Origin of the sequence: Bradyrhizobium sp. BRP22, assembly GCF_020194175.1 — a bacterium.
Classification (GTDB): domain Bacteria; phylum Pseudomonadota; class Alphaproteobacteria; order Rhizobiales; family Xanthobacteraceae; genus Bradyrhizobium.
Map to the genome: position 1 here is coordinate 78786 of NZ_JADYVX010000024.1, position 18333 is coordinate 97118.

17 protein-coding genes are annotated in these 18333 nt (G+C 63.7%); 8 read left to right on the top strand and 9 right to left on the bottom strand.

Annotation, left to right across the window (positions count from 1 at the left end):
- Nucleotides 1-2 precede the first annotated feature (2 nt).
- The 3 genes from I6F35_RS26100 to I6F35_RS26110 all read left to right on the top strand — a co-directional run bounded on the left by I6F35_RS26100 (nucleotide 3) and on the right by I6F35_RS26110 (nucleotide 3457).
- Complete coding sequence (locus I6F35_RS26100) at nucleotides 3-914, top strand: NAD(P)-dependent oxidoreductase (RefSeq protein ID WP_225120528.1); 912 nt, start codon at nucleotides 3-5, stop codon at nucleotides 912-914.
- A gap of 175 nt (nucleotides 915-1089) precedes the next feature.
- The gene (locus I6F35_RS26105) at nucleotides 1090-2679 is read left to right on the top strand and encodes a tyrosinase family protein (RefSeq protein WP_225120529.1); all 1590 of its coding nucleotides are present in this window, start codon (nucleotides 1090-1092) and stop codon (nucleotides 2677-2679) included.
- Nucleotides 2680-2686: 7 nt separating this feature from the next.
- Nucleotides 2687-3457, top strand: coding sequence for a DUF2182 domain-containing protein (locus I6F35_RS26110; protein ID WP_225120530.1), 771 nt, complete (start codon nucleotides 2687-2689; stop codon nucleotides 3455-3457).
- 161 nt (nucleotides 3458-3618) lie between these two features.
- On the opposite strand, the gene I6F35_RS26115 is transcribed toward I6F35_RS26110, so the two are convergent.
- Nucleotides 3619-4698: a tartrate dehydrogenase gene (locus I6F35_RS26115; protein WP_225120531.1), complete on the bottom strand. Its 1080-nt coding sequence runs from the start codon at nucleotides 4696-4698 to the stop codon at nucleotides 3619-3621.
- Nucleotides 4699-4921: 223 nt separating this feature from the next.
- Between I6F35_RS26115 and I6F35_RS26120 the strand changes: the two genes are divergently transcribed.
- Nucleotides 4922-5695, top strand: a complete 774-nt coding sequence (locus I6F35_RS26120; protein WP_225120532.1) for an SDR family oxidoreductase — start codon at nucleotides 4922-4924, stop codon at nucleotides 5693-5695.
- A gap of 104 nt (nucleotides 5696-5799) precedes the next feature.
- Here the strand turns inward: I6F35_RS26120 and I6F35_RS26125 are convergent, their stop codons facing one another.
- On the bottom strand, nucleotides 5800-6651 hold the full coding sequence (locus I6F35_RS26125) for an alpha/beta hydrolase (protein WP_225120533.1): 852 nt from the start codon (nucleotides 6649-6651) through the stop codon (nucleotides 5800-5802).
- 103 nt (nucleotides 6652-6754) lie between these two features.
- Here I6F35_RS26125 and I6F35_RS26130 point away from each other — a divergent pair, with 103 nt between their 5' ends.
- The 4 genes from I6F35_RS26130 (at nucleotide 6755) to I6F35_RS26145 (ending at nucleotide 11719) form a co-directional block, all read left to right on the top strand.
- Nucleotides 6755-8182 carry an amidase family protein gene (locus tag I6F35_RS26130; RefSeq protein WP_225120534.1) on the top strand — a complete coding sequence of 476 codons (1428 nt, stop codon included), beginning with the start codon at nucleotides 6755-6757 and terminating at the stop codon, nucleotides 8180-8182.
- Between the two features lie 240 nt (nucleotides 8183-8422).
- On the top strand, nucleotides 8423-9736 hold the full coding sequence (locus I6F35_RS26135; RefSeq protein ID WP_225120535.1) for an MFS transporter: 1314 nt from the start codon (nucleotides 8423-8425) through the stop codon (nucleotides 9734-9736).
- Between the two features lie 25 nt (nucleotides 9737-9761).
- Nucleotides 9762-10427 carry a sulfite oxidase-like oxidoreductase gene (locus I6F35_RS26140; RefSeq protein WP_225120536.1) on the top strand — a complete coding sequence of 222 codons (666 nt, stop codon included), beginning with the start codon at nucleotides 9762-9764 and terminating at the stop codon, nucleotides 10425-10427.
- A 65-nt stretch (nucleotides 10428-10492) separates the two neighbouring features.
- Nucleotides 10493-11719 (top strand): bifunctional alpha/beta hydrolase/OsmC family protein, encoded by a 1227-nt coding sequence (locus tag I6F35_RS26145; protein ID WP_225120537.1) that lies wholly within the window; start codon nucleotides 10493-10495, stop codon nucleotides 11717-11719.
- Between the two features lie 298 nt (nucleotides 11720-12017).
- On the opposite strand, the gene I6F35_RS26150 is transcribed toward I6F35_RS26145, so the two are convergent.
- The 7 genes from I6F35_RS26150 to paaC all read right to left on the bottom strand — a co-directional run bounded on the left by I6F35_RS26150 (nucleotide 12018) and on the right by paaC (nucleotide 18287).
- The gene (locus I6F35_RS26150) at nucleotides 12018-13022 is read right to left on the bottom strand and encodes a zinc-binding alcohol dehydrogenase family protein (protein WP_225120538.1); all 1005 of its coding nucleotides are present in this window, start codon (nucleotides 13020-13022) and stop codon (nucleotides 12018-12020) included.
- Between the two features lie 6 nt (nucleotides 13023-13028).
- A complete protein-coding gene (locus tag I6F35_RS26155) occupies nucleotides 13029-13349 on the bottom strand; it encodes a GIY-YIG nuclease family protein (protein ID WP_225120577.1) in 321 nt (106 codons plus the stop codon).
- Between the two features lie 476 nt (nucleotides 13350-13825).
- Complete coding sequence (paaK, locus tag I6F35_RS26160) at nucleotides 13826-15157, bottom strand: phenylacetate--CoA ligase PaaK (RefSeq protein ID WP_225120539.1); 1332 nt, start codon at nucleotides 15155-15157, stop codon at nucleotides 13826-13828.
- Between the two features lie 18 nt (nucleotides 15158-15175).
- Entirely contained in the window at nucleotides 15176-15640 is a 465-nt protein-coding gene (gene paaI / locus I6F35_RS26165; RefSeq protein WP_225120540.1) for a hydroxyphenylacetyl-CoA thioesterase PaaI, read from the bottom strand.
- Between the two features lie 167 nt (nucleotides 15641-15807).
- Nucleotides 15808-16887, bottom strand: coding sequence for a 1,2-phenylacetyl-CoA epoxidase subunit PaaE (gene paaE / locus I6F35_RS26170; protein WP_225120541.1), 1080 nt, complete (start codon nucleotides 16885-16887; stop codon nucleotides 15808-15810).
- A 126-nt stretch (nucleotides 16888-17013) separates the two neighbouring features.
- Nucleotides 17014-17517 carry a 1,2-phenylacetyl-CoA epoxidase subunit PaaD gene (paaD, locus tag I6F35_RS26175; RefSeq protein WP_225120542.1) on the bottom strand — a complete coding sequence of 168 codons (504 nt, stop codon included), beginning with the start codon at nucleotides 17515-17517 and terminating at the stop codon, nucleotides 17014-17016.
- On the bottom strand, nucleotides 17511-18287 hold the full coding sequence (gene paaC / locus I6F35_RS26180) for a 1,2-phenylacetyl-CoA epoxidase subunit PaaC (RefSeq protein ID WP_225120543.1): 777 nt from the start codon (nucleotides 18285-18287) through the stop codon (nucleotides 17511-17513). Before paaC ends, paaD begins: the two co-directional genes overlap by 7 nt.
- Nucleotides 18288-18333 lie beyond the last annotated feature (46 nt).

Consider the following 18333-nt stretch of genomic DNA (forward strand, 5'->3'; position numbering starts at 1 on the left):
CTGTGCGCGGGGTTTTTGTCGACGCCAATGAATCGCTTGCGGTGATCTTCGAGCGGCTGGAAAAACCGGGCGATCCCAAGGTGCGCATCCACCGCGATCCCGACATCACGCCGGATCAATATCCCGCAGTGCTGGGCGGTGCCGAAATCGCCATCGTCGACCACACCGCGCTGCCGACCGACATCGCGAAACGATGCACCGGGCTGAAGCACGTCGTGTTCCTCGGCACCGGCGCACGCGGCTACATGAATCCGGAGGAACTCGCCGAGCTCGGCATCTCCGTGCACCTGATCAAGGGCTATGGCGACACCGCCGTGGCCGAATCCGCTGTTGCGCTGATGTGGGCGTCGGCACGCGTGCTGGCGCAGATGGACCGCGAGACGCGCGCCGGCAACTGGCTGCGCGAGGACGGCATGCAGCTCACCGGCAAGACGCTCGGCCTGATCGGCTTCGGCGGCATCGCCGCCGAAGTCGCGCGCATCGCCCTAGGATCAGGAATGAAAGTGATCGCCTGGAACCGGTCGCCGAAGAGCTATCCGGGTGTCGAGTTCGTCGATCTCGACACGCTGCTGGCACAGAGCCACGTCGTCTCGCTGCATCTTCTGCTCAATGACGCGACGCGCGGCTTCATCACGCGCGAGCGCATCGCTGCGATGAAGCCGGGCGTCATCTTCATCAACACCGCGCGCGCCGCGATCATCGACGAAGCCGCGATGATCGATGCGCTGAAGTCCGGCCACATCCGCCACGCCGGCCTCGACGTCTTCAACATCGAGCCGCTGCCGGTGGATCATCCGCTGACGAAACTGCCAAACGTCACGCTGTCAGCGCATTCCGCCTTCCGCACGCCGGAGGCCAGCGAGAACTTGCTCCACGCCGCGTGGGAACATTGCCGCAGGATTGCGGCGTCCTGATCCACTCATTCTGATAACTGGTCGGTTGGCTTTTCCTGCGTTCGGTGCGGCAATGCGCCCGGGCCATTTACGCGAGTGCCGAGATGTACTATCATTGATTGCAGTACGTCATATAAGTTTACCTTAAGTTTGAAGGCCGGATTTTGATATTGCGATTTATTTCGGGAGGCTTCCCATGGCGCGCGTGCGCAAAGACGTGTGGCAGTTGCCGGCGAACGACAAGACCCTGTTCTGGTACGGCGAAGCGATCAAGACATTGCAGGCAAAGCCAATTACCGACATCACCAGCTGGTGGTCGCTTGCCGCGATGCATGGCATCGACAGGCAGCTTTGGATCGATCTCGGCTATCTCGACGCGACGGTGACACTGCCGTTCAACCCGAACGCACTAGGCTTCTGGAATCAATGCCAGCACGGCTCGTGGTATTTCCTGCCCTGGCACCGCGCCTATCTCGCCGCGTTCGAGGCCATTCTGCTCGATGCCATCGTGAAGAAAGGCGGCCCGGCCGACTGGGCGTTGCCATATTGGAATTACGATCCGACCAGGCCCAATACGCTGCGATTTCCCGCTGCCTTTGCGCAGGAGTTCCTCGACGATGGCAGCAAGAACCCGCTGTGGGTGAAGGAGCGGTATGGCCGCAGAGGCAACGGCGCGATCACCATCCGGGCAGCCGATGTCCCTGTCGTCCAGTTGTGGCAGGAGCCGGATTTCTTCAACGAGCCTGATGACATTCCGACTTCGTTTGGCGGCACGCGAACCGCCTTTAGTCATGGTGGGGCGGGCCCCGGGCTGTTGGAACAAGTGCCTCACGGCCCCGTGCACGTGCTCGTGGGTGGCACGAAGGAAGGCGCAGATCCGGACATCGCAGAGAACAACGGTCTGATGGCGATGTTCGAAACCGCCGGTATCGATCCGATCTTCTGGCTGCACCATGCCAACATCGATCGTCTCTGGGAGTCCTGGCTCACCGTGCGCCGGCGTCCTCAGGATCCACCCGATGCCTACGAGAACCCGACCGACACTGACTGGCTGGATCAGCCGGCAGGTGAATTCGTGATGCCGCGACCGGACGGCACGACCTTCACGACCACCGCAAGGCAGGTATTGAACACGAGAGATCCGGCGCTCAACTATGAGTACCAGGATATTTCGATCGCCGGTCAGCAACCCCTTCTTGCGGCGCGCCTGAACAGGCTGGGCGTGCCTACGGCCGATGCCAACCAACTCGCGGGAGCACTTGCCATGGCGTCGCGGAAGAGCACGGAACTTGTGGGGCAAACCAGCACTGCGGTCCGGATTGCCGGCCCGGCGACCGATGCCAGCGTTCAGCTCGACAGCGGCGCAACGAGGAACCTGACCGCGAACCTCTCCGTCAGATCGCTGGCGCGCGCGGCGCCCGGCGCGGCGCCGCAAGCGCCGGATCGCGTCTACCTTGCGCTGGAGAACATCACCAGCAGCACCGACGCAGGGGTGTTCAACGTCTATGTGAACCTTCCCAAGGGCGCCAATCCTGCAGAGCATCCCGAAAACCTCGCGGGTGTCGTCTCCCTGTTCGGCGCCCGCGCGGCCAGCAAAGCCGGCGGTCCGCATGCCGGGGCCGGCCTGACCCAAACCCTGGAGATCACCGACATCGTCGATGCCATGCATCTGAAAGGCGAGCTGAACACGCAGACGCTCGACGTCAAATTCGTCCCGGAGACGCCGATATCCGCCAACAGCAAGGTCGACGTCGGCCGGGTGAGGATCTACCGCCAGAGCCGGTGACGTCGCGATGGCGCGCATCCCGCTGCCGGCGATGGTCCGACAGATGTCGCCGGCATTGTTGATCACCAGCCTGTTCTGCTGGCTGCTGCTTTACGCGACCAGCCACGAGCTGCAATCGGTCCCGCTGTGTGCCCCATCTCAGACCCTGGTCACTGCGGGAGCCGCCTACTCCACGATCCATGGCATCAATGCAACGGCAATACTGGCGACCGCGTTGTGGATCGTCATGGTCATTGCCATGACCGCGCCGTTGCTGGCGCAACCGATCGCGCAATTGCGGCTGCGCAGCTTGGCGCGACGGCGGAACCGGTCGCTCGGCCTGTTCGCCGCCGCCTATCTGCTGGTCTGGATCGCGGCCGGTCCGGTGCTGCTTGCGGTGCCGAAGGCCGTCGAGGTTCTTGCCGGCGCCGTCGACCTGCCGGCGATCACAATCGCAGTTGCGATCGCGGCACTATGGCAGGCAGCGCCGCTGCGCCAGCGGGCGCTCAACCGCTGTCACCGCCTGCCGAACCTATCGGCTTTCGGCACCGCCGCCGATCGCGACTGCATCCAGTTTGGTCTGACGCACGGCTTGTGGTGCGCGGCGACCTGCGCACCACTGATGCTGCTGCCGATGATGGCTCCGGCGTTTCACCTTCCCCTGATGCTCCTGCTCTCGGTCGCCCTGCAGCTCGAGCGCCTCGCGCCGGCGCGGCCGCCGTCGTGGACGCTGCGCATCCTGCCGGGCCAGCTCACGGCGGTGACGCTGTTCAGATCGATCCGATGGAGCTTGCGGTGAACTTCGCGTGCAATGCTCCGCGCGCGACGGTGGGCACGCGGAGCCTGTCATCGGGCGCGCGTTCGCGCGACCCGTTGGCTTTGCCCACCCGACTTTTTTCTGCACAGGCCGCCCTCATCCTGACGGCGCTGCGCGCCTCCTCACCATGAGGGGTTCAGCCGCTAATCCACCATGTCCGCGACCGCCTTGCCGCAGGCCTCGGTGTCGGCGTTGCCGCCGAGGTCGCGGGTGCGGAGCGTGCGTTCGGCGAGCGTGCGCTCGATCGCGCCGACCACCGCATCCGCGGCCTGCTTCTCACCGAGATGCTCCAGCATCATCGCGCCCGACCAGATCATGCCGATCGGGTTGGCGATCCCTTGGCCCGCGATGTCGGGCGCCGAGCCGTGCACCGGCTCGAACACCGAGGGGAAATCGCCTTCCGGATTGATGTTGCCCGAGGGCGCAATGCCGATGGTGCCGGTGCAGGCCGGGCCGAGATCGGAGAGGATGTCCCCGAACAGGTTGGAGCCGACCACCACATCGAACCAGTCCGGATGCAGCACGAAGTTCGCGGTCAGGATATCGATGTGGTACTTGTCCCACTTCACGTCGGGATATTTCTTTGCCATCGCCTCCACGCGCTCGTCCCAATAGGGCATGGTGATGGAGATGCCGTTCGACTTGGTCGCCGAGGTCAGATGCTTCTTCGGCCGCGACTGTGCGAGCTCGAAGGCGAATTTCAGGATGCGGTCGACGCCGATGCGCGTCATCACCGTCTGCTGCGTCACGAACTCGCGCTCGGTGTCCGGGAACATCCGCCCGCCGACTGATGAATATTCGCCCTCGGTGTTCTCGCGCACCACCCAGAAGTCGATGTCGCCGGGCTTGCGGTTCGCGAGCGGCGACGGCACGCCGGGCATCAGCCGCACCGGGCGCAGGTTGACGTACTGATCGAACTCGCGCCGGAACTTGATCAGTGAGCCCCACAGCGAGACGTGATCCGGAATCTTGGCCGGCCAGCCGACCGCGCCGAAATAGATCGCATCGTGCTTGCCGATCTTTTCCTTCCAGTCGTCAGGCATCATCTGCCCGTGCTTCTCGTAATAGTCATAGGACGCGAAATCGAAATGATCGAACTGCACGGCAACGCCATGTTTCTTCGCGGCAGCCTCGAGCACGCGCAGGCCTTCGGGCATGACTTCCTTGCCGATGCCGTCGCCGGGAATGACCGCGATCCGATACTGCTTCTTTGCGTTCGCCATGAAGAACACCCTTGTGATTTTGCCCGGCTTGAGGTGCCGTCTATTGTCTCGCCCTGCAATGGACCAAACTTCGCTTCGACGCAACGCTGCAGTGCAATGTTGACCTGCGGAGCATGATCGCGAAAAGTGGACACCGGTTTTCGGGCTGGATCATGCCCCAAACGAGAGAGTGCGCCCTGTCGCCGACCAATTCCGATCCGTTCCACCAACAGCGAGTAATGCCATGGACCTGCATCTGCGCGGCAAGCGCGTCCTGATCACCGGCGCCTCCAAGGGCATCGGCGCGGCGGCCGCCGAGGCCTTTGCCGAGGAAGGCTGCCATCTGCTGCTGGCCGCCCGCAGCGGCGACCAATTGAAGGCAGTGGCCGACCGCCTGCGCTCGGCGCACCAGATCGATGCGGCAATATCGGTCGTCGATCTGCGCAAAGCGGAGGATCTGGCGCGGTTGGCAAAAGAGGCTGCCGATATCGATGTCCTCGTCAACAATGCCGGCGACATTCCCGGCGGCTCGATCGACAAGATCGATGAGGCGACCTGGCGGCACGCCTGGGAGCTCAAGGTGTTCGGCTATATCAACCTCACCCGCGCCATCTACGCGCAGATGAAGGCGCGGGGCGGCGGCGTGATCATCAACGACATCGGCGCCGCCGGCGAGAAATTCGATGCCAACTACGTCGCCGGCAGCGCCGGCAACGCGGCGCTGATGGCGCTGACGCGCGCGCTCGGCGGCAAGAGCCTTGCCGACAACATCCGCGTCGTCGGCATCAACCCCGGACCCGTCGGCACCGACCGCCATGTGACATTGCTCAAGACCCGCGCGAAAAATCAGTTCGGCGATGAAAACCGCTACAAGGAATTCCAGAAGAGCCTGCCGCTCGGCCGCCCCGCGCATGCGCGCGAGATCGCCGACCTCATGGCGTTCCTGGCGTCCGACCGCGCGGGCTACACATCGGGCGTGATCTACACCGTGGATGGCGGGCTCAGCGCCGGGTGGTGACACTCCGGGCCGCCTCCACCGTCATTGCGAGGAGCGTAGCGACGAAGCAATCCATGCCGCAGCAAGCGGACATGTGGATTGCTTCGCTTCGCTCGCAATGACGGCTAGGCTGCCACCTGCTCACACAGCCGCCGGATCAGCGCGGTGATGCGCCCCTTCGGCGACATGATCTCGTCCATGATCGAAAAATGGTCGGCGCCGGGGATCTCCTCATAGGTCACCGGCAATCCATAATTGGCGCGGTGCCCGGCGAAATCGGCGGTCTGCTTGCGTAGCAGCGGCAGTTCGCCGCCGCCAACCACCAGCGACAACGGTTTCAGCGGCCCGGTGGTCTGCAGCATCGGCGAATTGCGGTAGGAAGCCGCCTCGTCGAGGGCGAGCTTGACGTTGAGATAGCTCAGCCTGATCGGCTCGAGATCATAGATGCCGCTGATCGCGACCCCGGCTCGGACGTTCGGGTTCGACAGCGCCATTGCGGTCAGATGCCCACCGGCTGACCAGCCGGACACCACGAGCCCGGTTTCGGCCGCGCCCAGCGCCGGCAATTGCTTGGCGAGGAAGTCCGTGCCGGCATGAATTTCCGCGACGATTTCGTCAAGCGTCGCCTCCGGCGCCAGCGTATAGCCGATCAGCGCGACATTGATGCCATGCGCCATCGGCCCTTCGGCGATCACCGTGAAGAACTCCTTGGCGCGCATCTGCCAATAGCCGCCATGGATGAACAGCAGCGTCGGCGCGCGCTCGCCGGCCTTCAGGAAATCGATGCGGTTGCGCTCCCGCGGGCCATAGCGGAGATCGATGTGACTGGGATCGCGCTTGCGCAGCTCCGCGGAACGCTGCCCCCAGCCTTCCACGATGTCGCCGCTGCCTATAACTGCGGCACCATTGTTGAGGCCGCGGTCACGCTCCTCCTGGCTCATGGCGCGCCAGTCGAGCGCAGAGAAGGGTGTCGTCATCAGCAGATCTCCAGTTCCAGCCATTCCCCCAGCGCGTTCCACTTTGCCGGAAAATGGTTTAGAGCACTACTCCCTCCGCTGCCACGAACTGCAATCAATGGAGATGCGAGTGACGGATCAAAGCCTGGTGCGGGAGACCGCCTGCACAGTCGTCGACAAGTTGCGGACGGGCGAGGTCACCCCGCTCGACCTGCTCGACGTCCTGGAAAAACGGATCGCCGAGGTCGACGACAAGGTCAACGCGCTCCCGATCCTGTGCTTCGACCGCGCACGACAGCACGCCAAGGCACTGATGCAGAAGCCGGCCGCCGAGCGCGGCCTGCTCGCAGGCATGCCGGTGCCGATCAAGGACCTCACCAATGTCGCCGGCGTGCTCACCACGCAGGGCTCGCCGATCTACAAGGACAACGTGCCGGCGCGTTCCGATATCCTGGTCGAGCATCTCGAAGACAATGGCGGGGTGATCTACGCCAAGTCGAACACGCCGGAGTTCGGCGCCGGCGCCAACACCTTCAATGAAGTCTTCGGTGCGACGCGGAATCCGTGGGACACTTCGCGCTCGGCGGCCGGCTCTTCCGGCGGCGCGGCGGTGGCGCTCGCAACCGGCATGGCGTGGCTGGCGCATGGCTCGGACATGGGCGGCTCGCTGCGCAACCCCGCGAGCTTTTGCGGCATCGTCGGCCTCAGGCCGAGCATCGGCCGGGTCGCGCATACGCCGGTGGCCGCCATCGACCGCAATCTCGGTGTGCAGGGCCCGATGGCGCGCAATGTCGAGGATCTTGCGCTGCTTCTGGACGCGATGAGCGGCGAGCATCCAGCCGATCCGCTGTCGCTGCCGGCACCCGTGACATCATTCCTTTCCGCCGCACGTTCCGGCAGGAAGCCGAGGCGCATCGCCTATTCGCCTGATCTCGGCATCACGCCCGTCCACCCCGAGGTCAAGGCCATCACGCGCAAGGCGGCGGAACGTTTTGCCGAAGCGGGGGCTATCGTCGAGGAAGCGCATCCCGATCTCAGTGAAGCCCATGAATGCTTCCATGTGCTGCGCGCCTTCGATTTTGCGATCAGCAAGGCGGCGCTGCTCCGCACCAAGCGCGACCTGCTCAAGCCGGAGGTGATCTGGAACATCGAGGAAGGCCTGAAGTTGACGGTCGAGCAGATCGAGCGCGCCGAGGCCCAGCGCGTTGCCATGACGGCACGCACGCTGGAATTCTTCCAGACCTACGACCTGTTGCTGGCGCCCGCGACCATCGTCGCGCCGTTCCCGGTCGAGAACCGCTACGTCGCCGAATGCGACGGCAAGAAGTTCGACAATTACGTCGAGTGGCTCGGCATCGTCTATGCGATCACACTTGCGTGTTGTCCGGCACTGTCCCTGCCCTGCGGCTTCACCGCCTCCGGCCTGCCGGTCGGATTGCAGATGGTGGCGCCGCCGCGCGGCGAAGCCCAGCTATTGGCCGGCGCGAATGTTTTGGAGGACATTCTGGGGCTGCGCAGCACGACGCCGATCGAGCCGAGAGCGGCGAGATAGCCATTCGAACAATCTGCGCTCTCTCCCCTTATCCTGAGGAGCGCGCTTGCGCGCGTCTCGAAGGATGAGGCCACTGGCGGAGCCTCATGGTTCGAGACGGCGCTTGCGCGCCTCCTCACCATGAGGGGAGAGAGGCAATTGCGCTCGCGACATTTGACGTGCTAGGCGGGCCACGACCGCTCCCGATGCCGTGAGAACTGTCGGGCCGGATGATCAAATTGCCGTGCGTGGAGTTCCGATATGACAGATCAAGTCGCCGACGAGCGCATCGACATTCAGGATGTCGAACGACGGATCAAGGCGATCTTCATCGGCTCGGTCGGTAATCTCGTCGAGTGGTACGACTTCTACGCCTACACTGCCTTTGCGCTGTATTTCGCGCCTGCGTTTTTTCCCGGCAACGATCCGGTGGTGCAGCAGCTCAATGCAGCCGTGATATTCGCTGCGACCTTCCTGATGCGGCCGCTCGGCGGCTGGCTGTTCGGCTTCATCGCCGACCGCTACGGACGGCGGCTGTCGCTGACGATTTCCGTGGTCTGCATGTGTTTCGGCTCGCTGATCATCGCGGTGACGCCGACCTACGCGACGATCGGCTTTGCCGCGCCGGTGATCCTCGCGCTGGCGCGCGTCATCGAGGGTCTCAGTCTCGGCGGCGAATATGGCGCGAGCGCCACCTATCTCAGCGAGGTCGCGGATGCCAAGCATCGCGGCTTCTATTCGAGTTTCCAGTACGTCACCTTGATCGGCGGCCAGCTCACTGCGATCATCGTGCTGCTCTTGCTGCAGAAGGTGTTCCTGACACCGGAACAGCTGAAAGACTGGGGCTGGCGGATTCCCTTTGCGATCGGCGCGGCGCTTGCCGTGATCGCAGCGGTGATGCGGCGCAACCTGCAGGAGACCGACGCCTTCGAGGAAGCCAAGAAGGTCAGCAAGCCAACCGGCTCGATCACGAAACTGCTGAGCTATCCTCGCGAACTGCTGCTGGTGGTCGGATTGACCGCGGGCGGCACCGCGGCGTTCTACACCTTCACCACCTACATGCAGACCTTCGTCAAACTGTCGGTGGGTCTTACCGAGGACCAGACCACGTTCGTCATCTTCGGTTCGCTGATCTTCGCGACGATCCTGCAGCCTCTTTACGGCGCGCTGTCCGACCGCATCGGCCGCAAGCCGCTCCTGATCTTCTTCGGCGTCGTCGGCACGATCTCGACGGTCCCGATCCTGACCACGCTGAAGGACGCCAACTCGCCGTTCGTCGCGTTCCTCCTGATCTGCGCCGCCTGGATCTTCACCGCCGGCTACACCTCGATCAACGCCGTGGTGAAGGCCGAACTGTTTCCGACCAATGTCCGCGCGCTCGGCGTTGGCCTGCCCTATGCGATCACGGTGTCTCTGTTCGGCGGCACCGCGCCGGCGATCGCGCTCTATTTCAAGAGCCTCGGCCGCGAGGAATGGTTCTATTATTACCTCAGCGGCATGATCTTCCTCTCGCTCCTGATCTATGCAACCATGCGCGACACCAAGCATGCATCGGCGATGCACCGCCACGAGTAACTGACAGCACCAAAGATCGACGACAATGGCTGACGACCAGGAGCCACCGCCGGAAAGCAAGCTGACGCGCAGCAAGGAGCGCTGGGCGCGCGAGGGTCGTTTCCTCACCGGCAGGATCGCGCGCCCCGAGGAGCAGCGTCTGCCGCCGGGCCAGCATCTCACCCGCGACTGGCCAACGCTCGATCTCGGACTGACGCCGGAGATTTCCCGCGAGCGCTGGCGGCTCGACGTCTATGGCGCCGTCGAACATCCGGTGTTCTGGGATTGGGCGCAGTTCACCGCGCAGCCGCAATCGCAATTCGTCTCCGACATCCATTGCGTCACCACCTGGTCGCGCTACGACAATCAATGGGAAGGCCTCGCGACACGCGATCTATTGGCCGCCTGCCAACCGCATGAGGAGGCGCGCTTCGTCGTGCTGCATTCCTATGACGGCTACACCACCAACCTGGCACTGGAAGATTTTGCCGCCGAGGACGCGCTGCTGGCCCATAGCTGGTCAGGCCAACCCCTGACCGAGGAGCATGGCGGTCCGGTGCGGCTTGTGGTGCCGCATCTCTATTTCTGGAAAAGCGCCAAATGGCTGCAGGGGATCGAATTGCTCACGCAGGATGCACCGGGCTATTGGGAAGTCCGCGGCTATCACAACCGCGGCGATCCCTGGAAGGAAGAACGTTACTCAGGCGATTAGAGCGCGCTGGCGCTGTTCGCCTCTCCCATAAGGAGAGGTGAGGAAAACAGTGATGGAGGGTAGCCGTGCCGACTGAACGCTTCCAATTCGCAAGTTCGGAAGGACACCAACTCGCCGCCGCGCTGGATACGCCTGAGGGCGAGATTCGCGCCTATGCGCTGTTTGCGCATTGCTTCACATGCGGCAAGGACGTGCTGGCGGCCAAGCGTATCGCGGTCGCGCTTGCCGCCAAGGGCATCGCGGTGCTGCGCTTTGATTTCACAGGGCTCGGCTCCAGCGAAGGCGATTTCGCCAATTCGACGTTCTCCTCCAATGTCGCCGATCTCGTTCGTGCCGCCGATCACTTGCGCGAAACCCGCAAAGCGCCTGATCTTTTGATCGGCCACAGCCTCGGCGGCGCCGCGATCCTCGCCGCTGCCGCGCAGATTCCGGAGGCGAAGGCGATCGTTACCATCGCCGCGCCGTCCGACCCCGCCCACGTCACCCATTTGCTCAAGGACCAGGTCGAGAACATCCGCGCGCAAGGCGAAGTCGAGGTCTCGCTCGCCGGCCGGCCGTTCCGCATCAAGCGCGAATTCCTCGATGATGTCGCCGAGCAGAATCTGCTGGCGCAGGTCGCAAAGCTGCACAAGGCGCTGCTGATCATGCATGCGCCCACCGACGATACCGTCGGCATCGAGAACGCCACCAAGCTGTTCATCGCGGCAAAGCATCCCAAAAGCTTCGTCTCGCTTGCCGACGCCGATCACCTCCTCGCCGACAAGCGCGACACCACTTATGCGGCCGACGTCATCGCGGCCTGGTCCGAGCGCTATATCGGATCCGCGGCGGTCGAGACCGCCATCGATCTCACCGAAGCGCCGCGGCATGTCGTGGTGCGCGAGACGCGCAACAGCAAGTTTCAGCAGACCGTCACCGCCGGCCCGCATCGCTTGCTGGCGGATGAACCGGTCGCGGTCGGCGGCGAGGACTCAGGCCCCGGCCCTTACGATCTCGTGCTCGCGGGACTTGGCGCCTGCACCTCGATGACGATGCGCATGTATGCCGACCGCAAGGCGCTGCCGCTCGATCGCGTGACGGTGACGCTGACCCACAGCAAGATCTACGCCAAGGATTGCGCGGAATGCGAGACGCGCGAAGGCATGCTCGACCAGATCGACCGCGTGATCAAGATCGAGGGTCCATCGCTCGACGACGATCAGCGCAAGCGGCTGATGGAGATCGCCGACAAATGCCCGGTGCACCGCACGTTGACGTCGGAGGTGCGCATCGTGACCAAGGCCGCGGATTGACGCGCCGGTTGGCGTGACGTGCGGTGCGTCTGCGACGAACACTGCGCTCCCTCTCCCGCTTGCGGGAGAGGGCTGGGATGAGGGTGTCTCCGCATTGGGATTCCCCGTGGGGAGAGAGCCCTCACCCGGATCGCATCTAGAGAATTTTCGGTTCTGATTGAATCAGAACCGAAGCTCTAGATTCTAGTTTTGACGCGTTTTCTTCACGCGAACCGGTGTCCACTTCGCTCGAAAACGCTCTAGCGATGCGATCCGACCTCTCCGCAGGCGGGGGAGGTGAACTCGCGGAGACAGCTGCTCACGGCCTCAGAATTATCCGGTCTCGCGACGAACCGGCCACCGCGATGAAGGCTTGCTTCGCCTGCTCCAGCGGATAGCTCGCGTTCGCCTTGATCGGAAACGGCTTCAAGTGCCCGCTGGCAAAACCGGGGCCGAGCTCGCGCAGCACCGCGCCGGTCGCGATCGAGGACAGCCCCAGCGTGTCGATGCCGACATAGGTGTGCTGGCCACGATAGAATTCCAGGATGTTGAACTGCACGATGCGATCGACCGCCGCGATCAGGATCTGGCGCCCGCGCCGCGCCAGCGATTTGTGCGCAGCCTGGAAATAAGGATCGCCGACGGTGTTGAACACAATGTCGGCGCCTTTGCCGTCGGTGAGCTCGCGGACGCGCGCCGCCACATCGGTCGTTGACGCATCGATCATCTCGACCTTGGCGTTGCTGTGTCCTTCATAGGGCTCGCTCTTGCGCGCCACGCCGATGACGCGCGCGTCCTGCCAGGTCGCGATCTGCACCGCCGCCTGCCCGACCTTGCCGTTGACGCCCATCACCAGCACCGTCTCGCCTGGCTTGGGCAGGCCGGCGCGGCGAAAGCCCTCTGTCGCGGTGACGAAGGGAACGCCGATGCCGGCGGCCTCCTCCCACGAAATGCTTTCCGGCTTCTCCACCACCGCCTCGGCCTCGACCACAAGATGCGTGGCATGCGTGCCGTCGCGGCGAATGCCGAGATCGCCGGACGAGCCGAACACCTCGCGACCGATCCACTCTGCCGGCCCGTCGATCACGACGCCGGCATAGTCGCGGCCGGGCGTGCGAGGAAACACTGCATAAGGCATCAGCCCGGTCGCCGCCTTCACGTCGGAGGGATTGACGGCAGCAGCCTTGATCTCGATCAGCACCTCGTCCGCCGCGCGCGACAGCGCGTGCGTTTCCATCATCGGATCGAGCGCGGCCGGATTGTCCGCCTTGGCCAACAGCCGCACGCAGCGGGCCTGGATGGTTTGGTTGCTTGGCCTAAACATTGAGCGTCAATCCGTCACAGCGGTGACCGGAAGATGAGGCGATCTTCGCGCCGACAGTTGTCGCAGCGACGCAAAATCGCCGTGGATGAACGCCTCTTTCTTCGCCCTGCTCCATTTCTTGAGCTTACGCTCGTTCTCGATTGCGTCCGTGATGCGAGCGAACCATTGAGAATAGACCAGCATTACCGGTCGTCGCGTCGCGGTGTAACCGCCGAGCGTCCCGGCATTGTGCTGCGCTATCCTGATCTCAAGCGCGGTCCGTATGATCCCGATGTAGAAACTCCTATCGGCGCACCGGAGAATATAGAGAAACGCCCCTTCAACCATATCGATCCCCATTTCCCACGCTCACCCCTGATCCTGAGGAGACGCAAAAGCGGCGTCTCGAAGGATGCGGCCACAGCCCGGGCCTCATGGTTCGAGACGGCGCTTACGCGCCTCCTCACCATGAGGGGAGAAAGTTACGTGCGTGACTCGCGCTTGTCGAGTACTCGCTTTGCCGCCACAAGTGAGCCTGTTGCTCCTCACCCTGAGGAGCGGCGTCTGCGCCGCGTCTCGAAGGATGTGGCCACCAGCCGGGCCTCATGGTTCGAGACGGCGCTTACGCGCCTCCTCACTATGAGGGGAGAAAGTTACGTGCGTGACTCGCGCTTGTCGAGTACTCGCTTTGCCGCCACAAGTGAGCCTGTTGCTCCTCATCCTGAGGAGCGGCGTCTGCGCCGCGTCTCGAAGGATGTGGCCACCAGCCGGGCCTCATGGCTCGAGACGGCGCTTACGCGCCTCCTCACCATGAGGAGTGAGAATTACCCCCTCGGGCGCTTGTCGTAAACTCGTTTGGCCTTGCCGAGCGAGCGCTCCAGGGTTTCGGGGGCGACGGCTTGAACGCGGGCGGTGATGCCGATGGTGTTCTTGATGAAGACTGAGACCTTCTCGGCGTGCGCGGCAAGCCCGCTGCCGTCCCAGCTTTCGGGGCGGGCTTCTGCGAGCACCGTCATCTCATCCATGCGACCCTCGCGCGAGAGTTCGATGATGAAATGGCCGCCGCACCAGTCGGTCGCGAGCAGCGCCTCCTCGATCTGGGTCGGGAATACATTGACGCCGCGCAGGATGATCATGTCATCGGAGCGTCCGGTGACCTTCTCCATCCGCCGCATGCCCGGCCGCGCGGTGCCCGGCAGCAAGCGCGTGAGATCGCGGGTGCGGTAGCGGATCACGGGGAAGGCTTCCTTGGTCAGCGAGGTGAAGACCAGTTCGCCCTTTTCGCCGTCAGGCAGCACCTGTCCGGTCTCGGGATCGATCACTTCGGGATAGAAATGATCCTCCCAGATGTGCAGCCCGTCCTTGCTCTCCACGCATTCCTGCGCGACACCGGGGCCGATCACCTCGGACAGGCCGTAGATGTCTGTGGCGTCCATATCAAAGGCGTGCTCGATCTCGGCACGCATCGCATTGGTCCAGGGTTCGGCGCCGAAGATACCGAACTTCAGCGACGATTTTCGTGGATCGAGCCTTTGCCGCCCGAACTCGTCCAATATCGCGAGCATGTAGCTCGGCGTCACCGTGATGATGTCGGGCCGGAAGTCATTGATGAGCTGCACCTGCCGCTCGGTCATGCCACCAGAGACCGGCACCACCGTGCAGCCGAGCTGCTCGGCGCCATAATGCACGCCGAGCCCGCCGGTGAAGAGGCCATAACCATAGGCATTATGGATGATCATGCCGCGGCGGCCGCCGGCGGCGCGGATCGAGCGCGCCATCACCGCCGACCAGATGTCGATATCGGCTTGCGTGTAGCCGACCACGATCGGCTTTCCCGTCGTGCCGGAGGACGCATGGACGCGCACCAGCCTTTCGCGCGGCACCGCGAACATGTTGAACGGGTAATTGTCGCGCAGGTCGGTCTTGGCCGTGAACGGGAATTTCGCGAGGTCGGAAAGCTCCCTGAAGTCGGACGGATGCACGCCGGCCTCATCGAAGGCGCGCCTGTAGTGCGCGACGTTGTCGTAGGCGTGCTGCAGCGACCAGGCGAGCCGCTTGATCTGCAGCGCGATGATTGCGTCGCGCGAGGCGCCTTCGACTTCGTCTATCTCGGCGCTGTAACCACTTCCCGTCGACTTGAGCTTTGGCATGGCCATGGCGCGTTCCTCGGATGTCTATTTTTGTTTGGTCTCGCTGTCCGCTGTCGGCAGCCAGGTGCCGCCGATGGCGCGGGAATGTCCGCGGAACTCGGCGATCACTTCGTCTCCTGACGTGACGCGGACGTCGTAGATTCCGGATCGCCCGCTGCGCGAAATCTCCCGCGCAGTGGCGATCAGTTGGTCGCCGAGCTTGCCGGGCCGGATGAAGGTGATGTTGCCCTGCGCGGCGACGACGCGTTCATTGTGGGTGTTGCAGGCAAAGGCGAAGGCTGAATCGGCGAGCGTGAAGATGAAGCCGCCATGGGCGAAGCGCTGGCCGTTGACCATGTGCGGCTGCACCGTCATCGCAAGCGTCGCCCGCCCCGGCTCGATCTCGACGATCTCCATGCCGAGGCCCTTGCTCGCGGCGTCCTCCTTCCACATCGCTTCGGCGCAGGCGCGCGCGAGATCTTCAGGCGATAGCGTGGCCTTGACGTTCACGTTCAACTCCCTTCGCCGGGCCCGTTGAATGGGCCTCTTGGCATTATTTGTGAGACGCTGCACCAGGTGTCAACGTTTGCGCTCGTCATTCCGGAGCGCGAAGCGAACCCGGAATCTCGAGATTCCGGGTTCGCGTCTGCGACGCGCCCCGGAATGACGGTCAACTATCACACGTGGTCGTAATCGACCACGATCTTGTCCGAGCATGGCCGCGCCTGGCAGGTGAGGATGAAGCCCGCCCGCAATTCCCACGCCTCCAGCGAATAGTTCACCTCCATCTCGGCCCTGCCTTCGACGAGCTTGGCGCGACAGGTCGAGCACATGCCGCCCTTGCAGGCGAAGGGCAGGTCGATGCCGGCGCGCAGCGCGGCGTCGAGGATGGCTTCACCATCCGCCACCGGCACCTCGCGCCGCTTGCCGTCGATGATCAATGACGCCAGCGCCTTCGGCGGCGCACCCGGCTCCACGATCTTTTTCGGCCGCGGTTTGCCGCCGAATTCGGAGACGAAACGCTCGACATGGATTCTATCCTCAGCGAGGCCGAGTTCACGGCAGGCCACTTCGACCTCCTCGCTCATCCCGGTCGGGCCGCAGATGAAGACATGATCGACGCTTGCGGCCGGCACCAGCGAGCGCAGCAGCACCCTCACCTTCTCGCCGTCGAGCCGGCCATGCAGGATCGGGATGTCCTGTTCCTCGCCGGAGATCACGTGGAACAGCGAGAACCGCTGCATGAAGCGGTCCTTCAGTTCCTCCAGCTCTTCGAGGAACAGCATGCCCGAGGTCGAACGGTTGCCGTAGAACAGGAAGAAGCGGCTTTCCGGTTCCCGCGCCAGCACGCCTTTGACGATCGACAGGATCGGCGTGATGCCGCTTCCAGCGGCAAAGCCGACATAGATCCGCGCCTGCTCCGCCGTCGGCACGGCACCGAAGCGCCCGGTCGGCGTCATCACGTCGAGCTCGTCGCCGGCTTTGAGGTCTTCGGCCGCCCAGTTCGAGAACGCGCCGCCATCGACCTTCTTCACGGCAATGCGCAGTTCGCCATCGTCCGGGCCGGAGCAGATCGAATAGGACCGTCGCACTTCCTCGCCGTCCAGCATGGTGCGCAGGGTCAGGTATTGGCCGGGCGAGAAGATGTAGTCGTTTGCGAGCTCCTTCGGGATCGCAAACGTCATCGATATCGCGTCCGCGGTTTCGCGGCGCAGATCGTGGACGGCAAGGCGATGAAAGCGGGGTGCGAGCGACATCAACTATCTCCCATCGTCATTGCGAGCGAAGCGAAGCAATCCATGGTGCCACACGCGGAGAGATGGATTGCTTCGCTTCGCTCGCAATGACAGCGCTCTGGGTCGGACGGCACGCAACATCATGGATCAATGGCACTTGAAATAATCGAACGGTTCGCGACAGCTCCTGCAGCGCCATAGCGCCTTGCAGGATGTCGAGCCAAATTCGGACAGGAGTTCGGTGTCCTCGGATCCGCACTGCGGGCAGGCTACGTGCTGCTGGCCGAACAGCGCACGGCGCGAACTGCCGGGCAACGGCGGCGCGATGCCATATTCCTTCAGCTTGCGGCGGCCATCTTCGCTCATCCAGTCGGTGGTCCAGGCCGGCGAGAGCACGGTGCGGATTGTCGGGCCGCGAATGCCCTCGCGCTCCAGCGCAAGTTCTATCTCCAGCGCGATCATGTTCATGGCGGGACAGCCGGAATAGGTCGGCGTGATCGCGACCTCGACCCGGCCGCCGTGAACCGCGACATCACGCAGCACGCCGAGATCGGCGATGGTCAGCACGGCAATCTCGGGATCAACCACCTGCGCGGCCGCATCCCATGCGCGACGGCGCAGGTCGGCGTCGCTGATATCAGCGGTCACCATGTCGCCCCCGGAAAGGTTCGCTGCAATGACTGCAATTCACTGAGAAGATGGCCGAGATGCTCGCTGTGCCGGCCGCTGCGGCCACCCTGCTGCATCCAGTTGCTCGCAGGCAAGCCAAGCGTCGCCTCGTTCACCACAGTGGTGATCGTCTTCAGCCATTGCGGCTGCAGTGGCGCCGGATCGACCGCGATGCCGGCATCGATCAGGCCGCGCTCGGAGTCGTCGACGGCGAACATCTCGCCGGTGAAGGACCAGAGATCGTCGATCGCGGTCTGCGCGCGGCGATGGCTTTCCTCGGTGCCGTCGCCGAGCCGGATGATCCATTCCAAGGCATGCCTGACGTGATAGGCGCTCTCCTTCTCGGACTTCGCCGCGATCGCCGCGAGCGTCGCATCCTTCGACTGCATCATCGCGCGCCAGTAGAGATCGGCGAAGACGGCGTAAAGGAACTGCCGCACCATGGTGCGCGCGAAATCGCCGTTCGGCTGTTCGACCAGCAGGAGATTGCGGTACTGCCTGACGTCGCGCAGATAGGCGAACTTGTCCTCGTCGTTGTCCTTGCCTTCGACCTTGGCGGCGTAGGCATAAAGCTCGCGCGCCTGTCCGAGGAGATCGAGCCCCATATTGGCGAGCGCCATGTCCTCTTCCAACGTCGGCGCATGTCCGCACCATTCCGACAGCCGGTGCCCGAGGATCAGCGCATCATCGGCGCGCCGCAGCGTATAGAGCACCAGCGGCGTTTCGGAGATCTGGATGTTGGCAACGGCCATTTGCTCTCAATCCACCTGTATCAACTTGCTCAAACCTCATCCTGAG

What these genes read in the sequence shown, in the direction of transcription:
- paaE (WP_225120541.1), bottom strand. Translation starts at nt 16,887, where the DNA reads ATGTCGCTCGCACCCCGCTTTCATCGCCTTGCCGTCCACGATCTGCGC.
- I6F35_RS26150 (WP_225120538.1), bottom strand. Translation starts at nt 13,022, where the DNA reads ATGTTTAGGCCAAGCAACCAAACCATCCAGGCCCGCTGCGTGCGGCTG.
- I6F35_RS26105 (WP_225120529.1), top strand. Translation starts at nt 1,090, where the DNA reads ATGGCGCGCGTGCGCAAAGACGTGTGGCAGTTGCCGGCGAACGACAAG.
- I6F35_RS26125 (WP_225120533.1), bottom strand. Translation starts at nt 6,651, where the DNA reads ATGACGACACCCTTCTCTGCGCTCGACTGGCGCGCCATGAGCCAGGAG.
- I6F35_RS26115 (WP_225120531.1), bottom strand. Translation starts at nt 4,698, where the DNA reads ATGGCGAACGCAAAGAAGCAGTATCGGATCGCGGTCATTCCCGGCGAC.
- I6F35_RS26130 (WP_225120534.1), top strand. Translation starts at nt 6,755, where the DNA reads ATGCGAGTGACGGATCAAAGCCTGGTGCGGGAGACCGCCTGCACAGTC.
- I6F35_RS26155 (WP_225120577.1), bottom strand. Translation starts at nt 13,349, where the DNA reads ATGGTTGAAGGGGCGTTTCTCTATATTCTCCGGTGCGCCGATAGGAGT.
- I6F35_RS26120 (WP_225120532.1), top strand. Translation starts at nt 4,922, where the DNA reads ATGGACCTGCATCTGCGCGGCAAGCGCGTCCTGATCACCGGCGCCTCC.
- paaC (WP_225120543.1), bottom strand. Translation starts at nt 18,287, where the DNA reads ATGGCCGTTGCCAACATCCAGATCTCCGAAACGCCGCTGGTGCTCTAT.
- I6F35_RS26140 (WP_225120536.1), top strand. Translation starts at nt 9,762, where the DNA reads ATGGCTGACGACCAGGAGCCACCGCCGGAAAGCAAGCTGACGCGCAGC.
- paaK (WP_225120539.1), bottom strand. Translation starts at nt 15,157, where the DNA reads ATGGCCATGCCAAAGCTCAAGTCGACGGGAAGTGGTTACAGCGCCGAG.
- I6F35_RS26110 (WP_225120530.1), top strand. Translation starts at nt 2,687, where the DNA reads ATGGCGCGCATCCCGCTGCCGGCGATGGTCCGACAGATGTCGCCGGCA.
- I6F35_RS26135 (WP_225120535.1), top strand. Translation starts at nt 8,423, where the DNA reads ATGACAGATCAAGTCGCCGACGAGCGCATCGACATTCAGGATGTCGAA.
- paaD (WP_225120542.1), bottom strand. Translation starts at nt 17,517, where the DNA reads ATGGTGACCGCTGATATCAGCGACGCCGACCTGCGCCGTCGCGCATGG.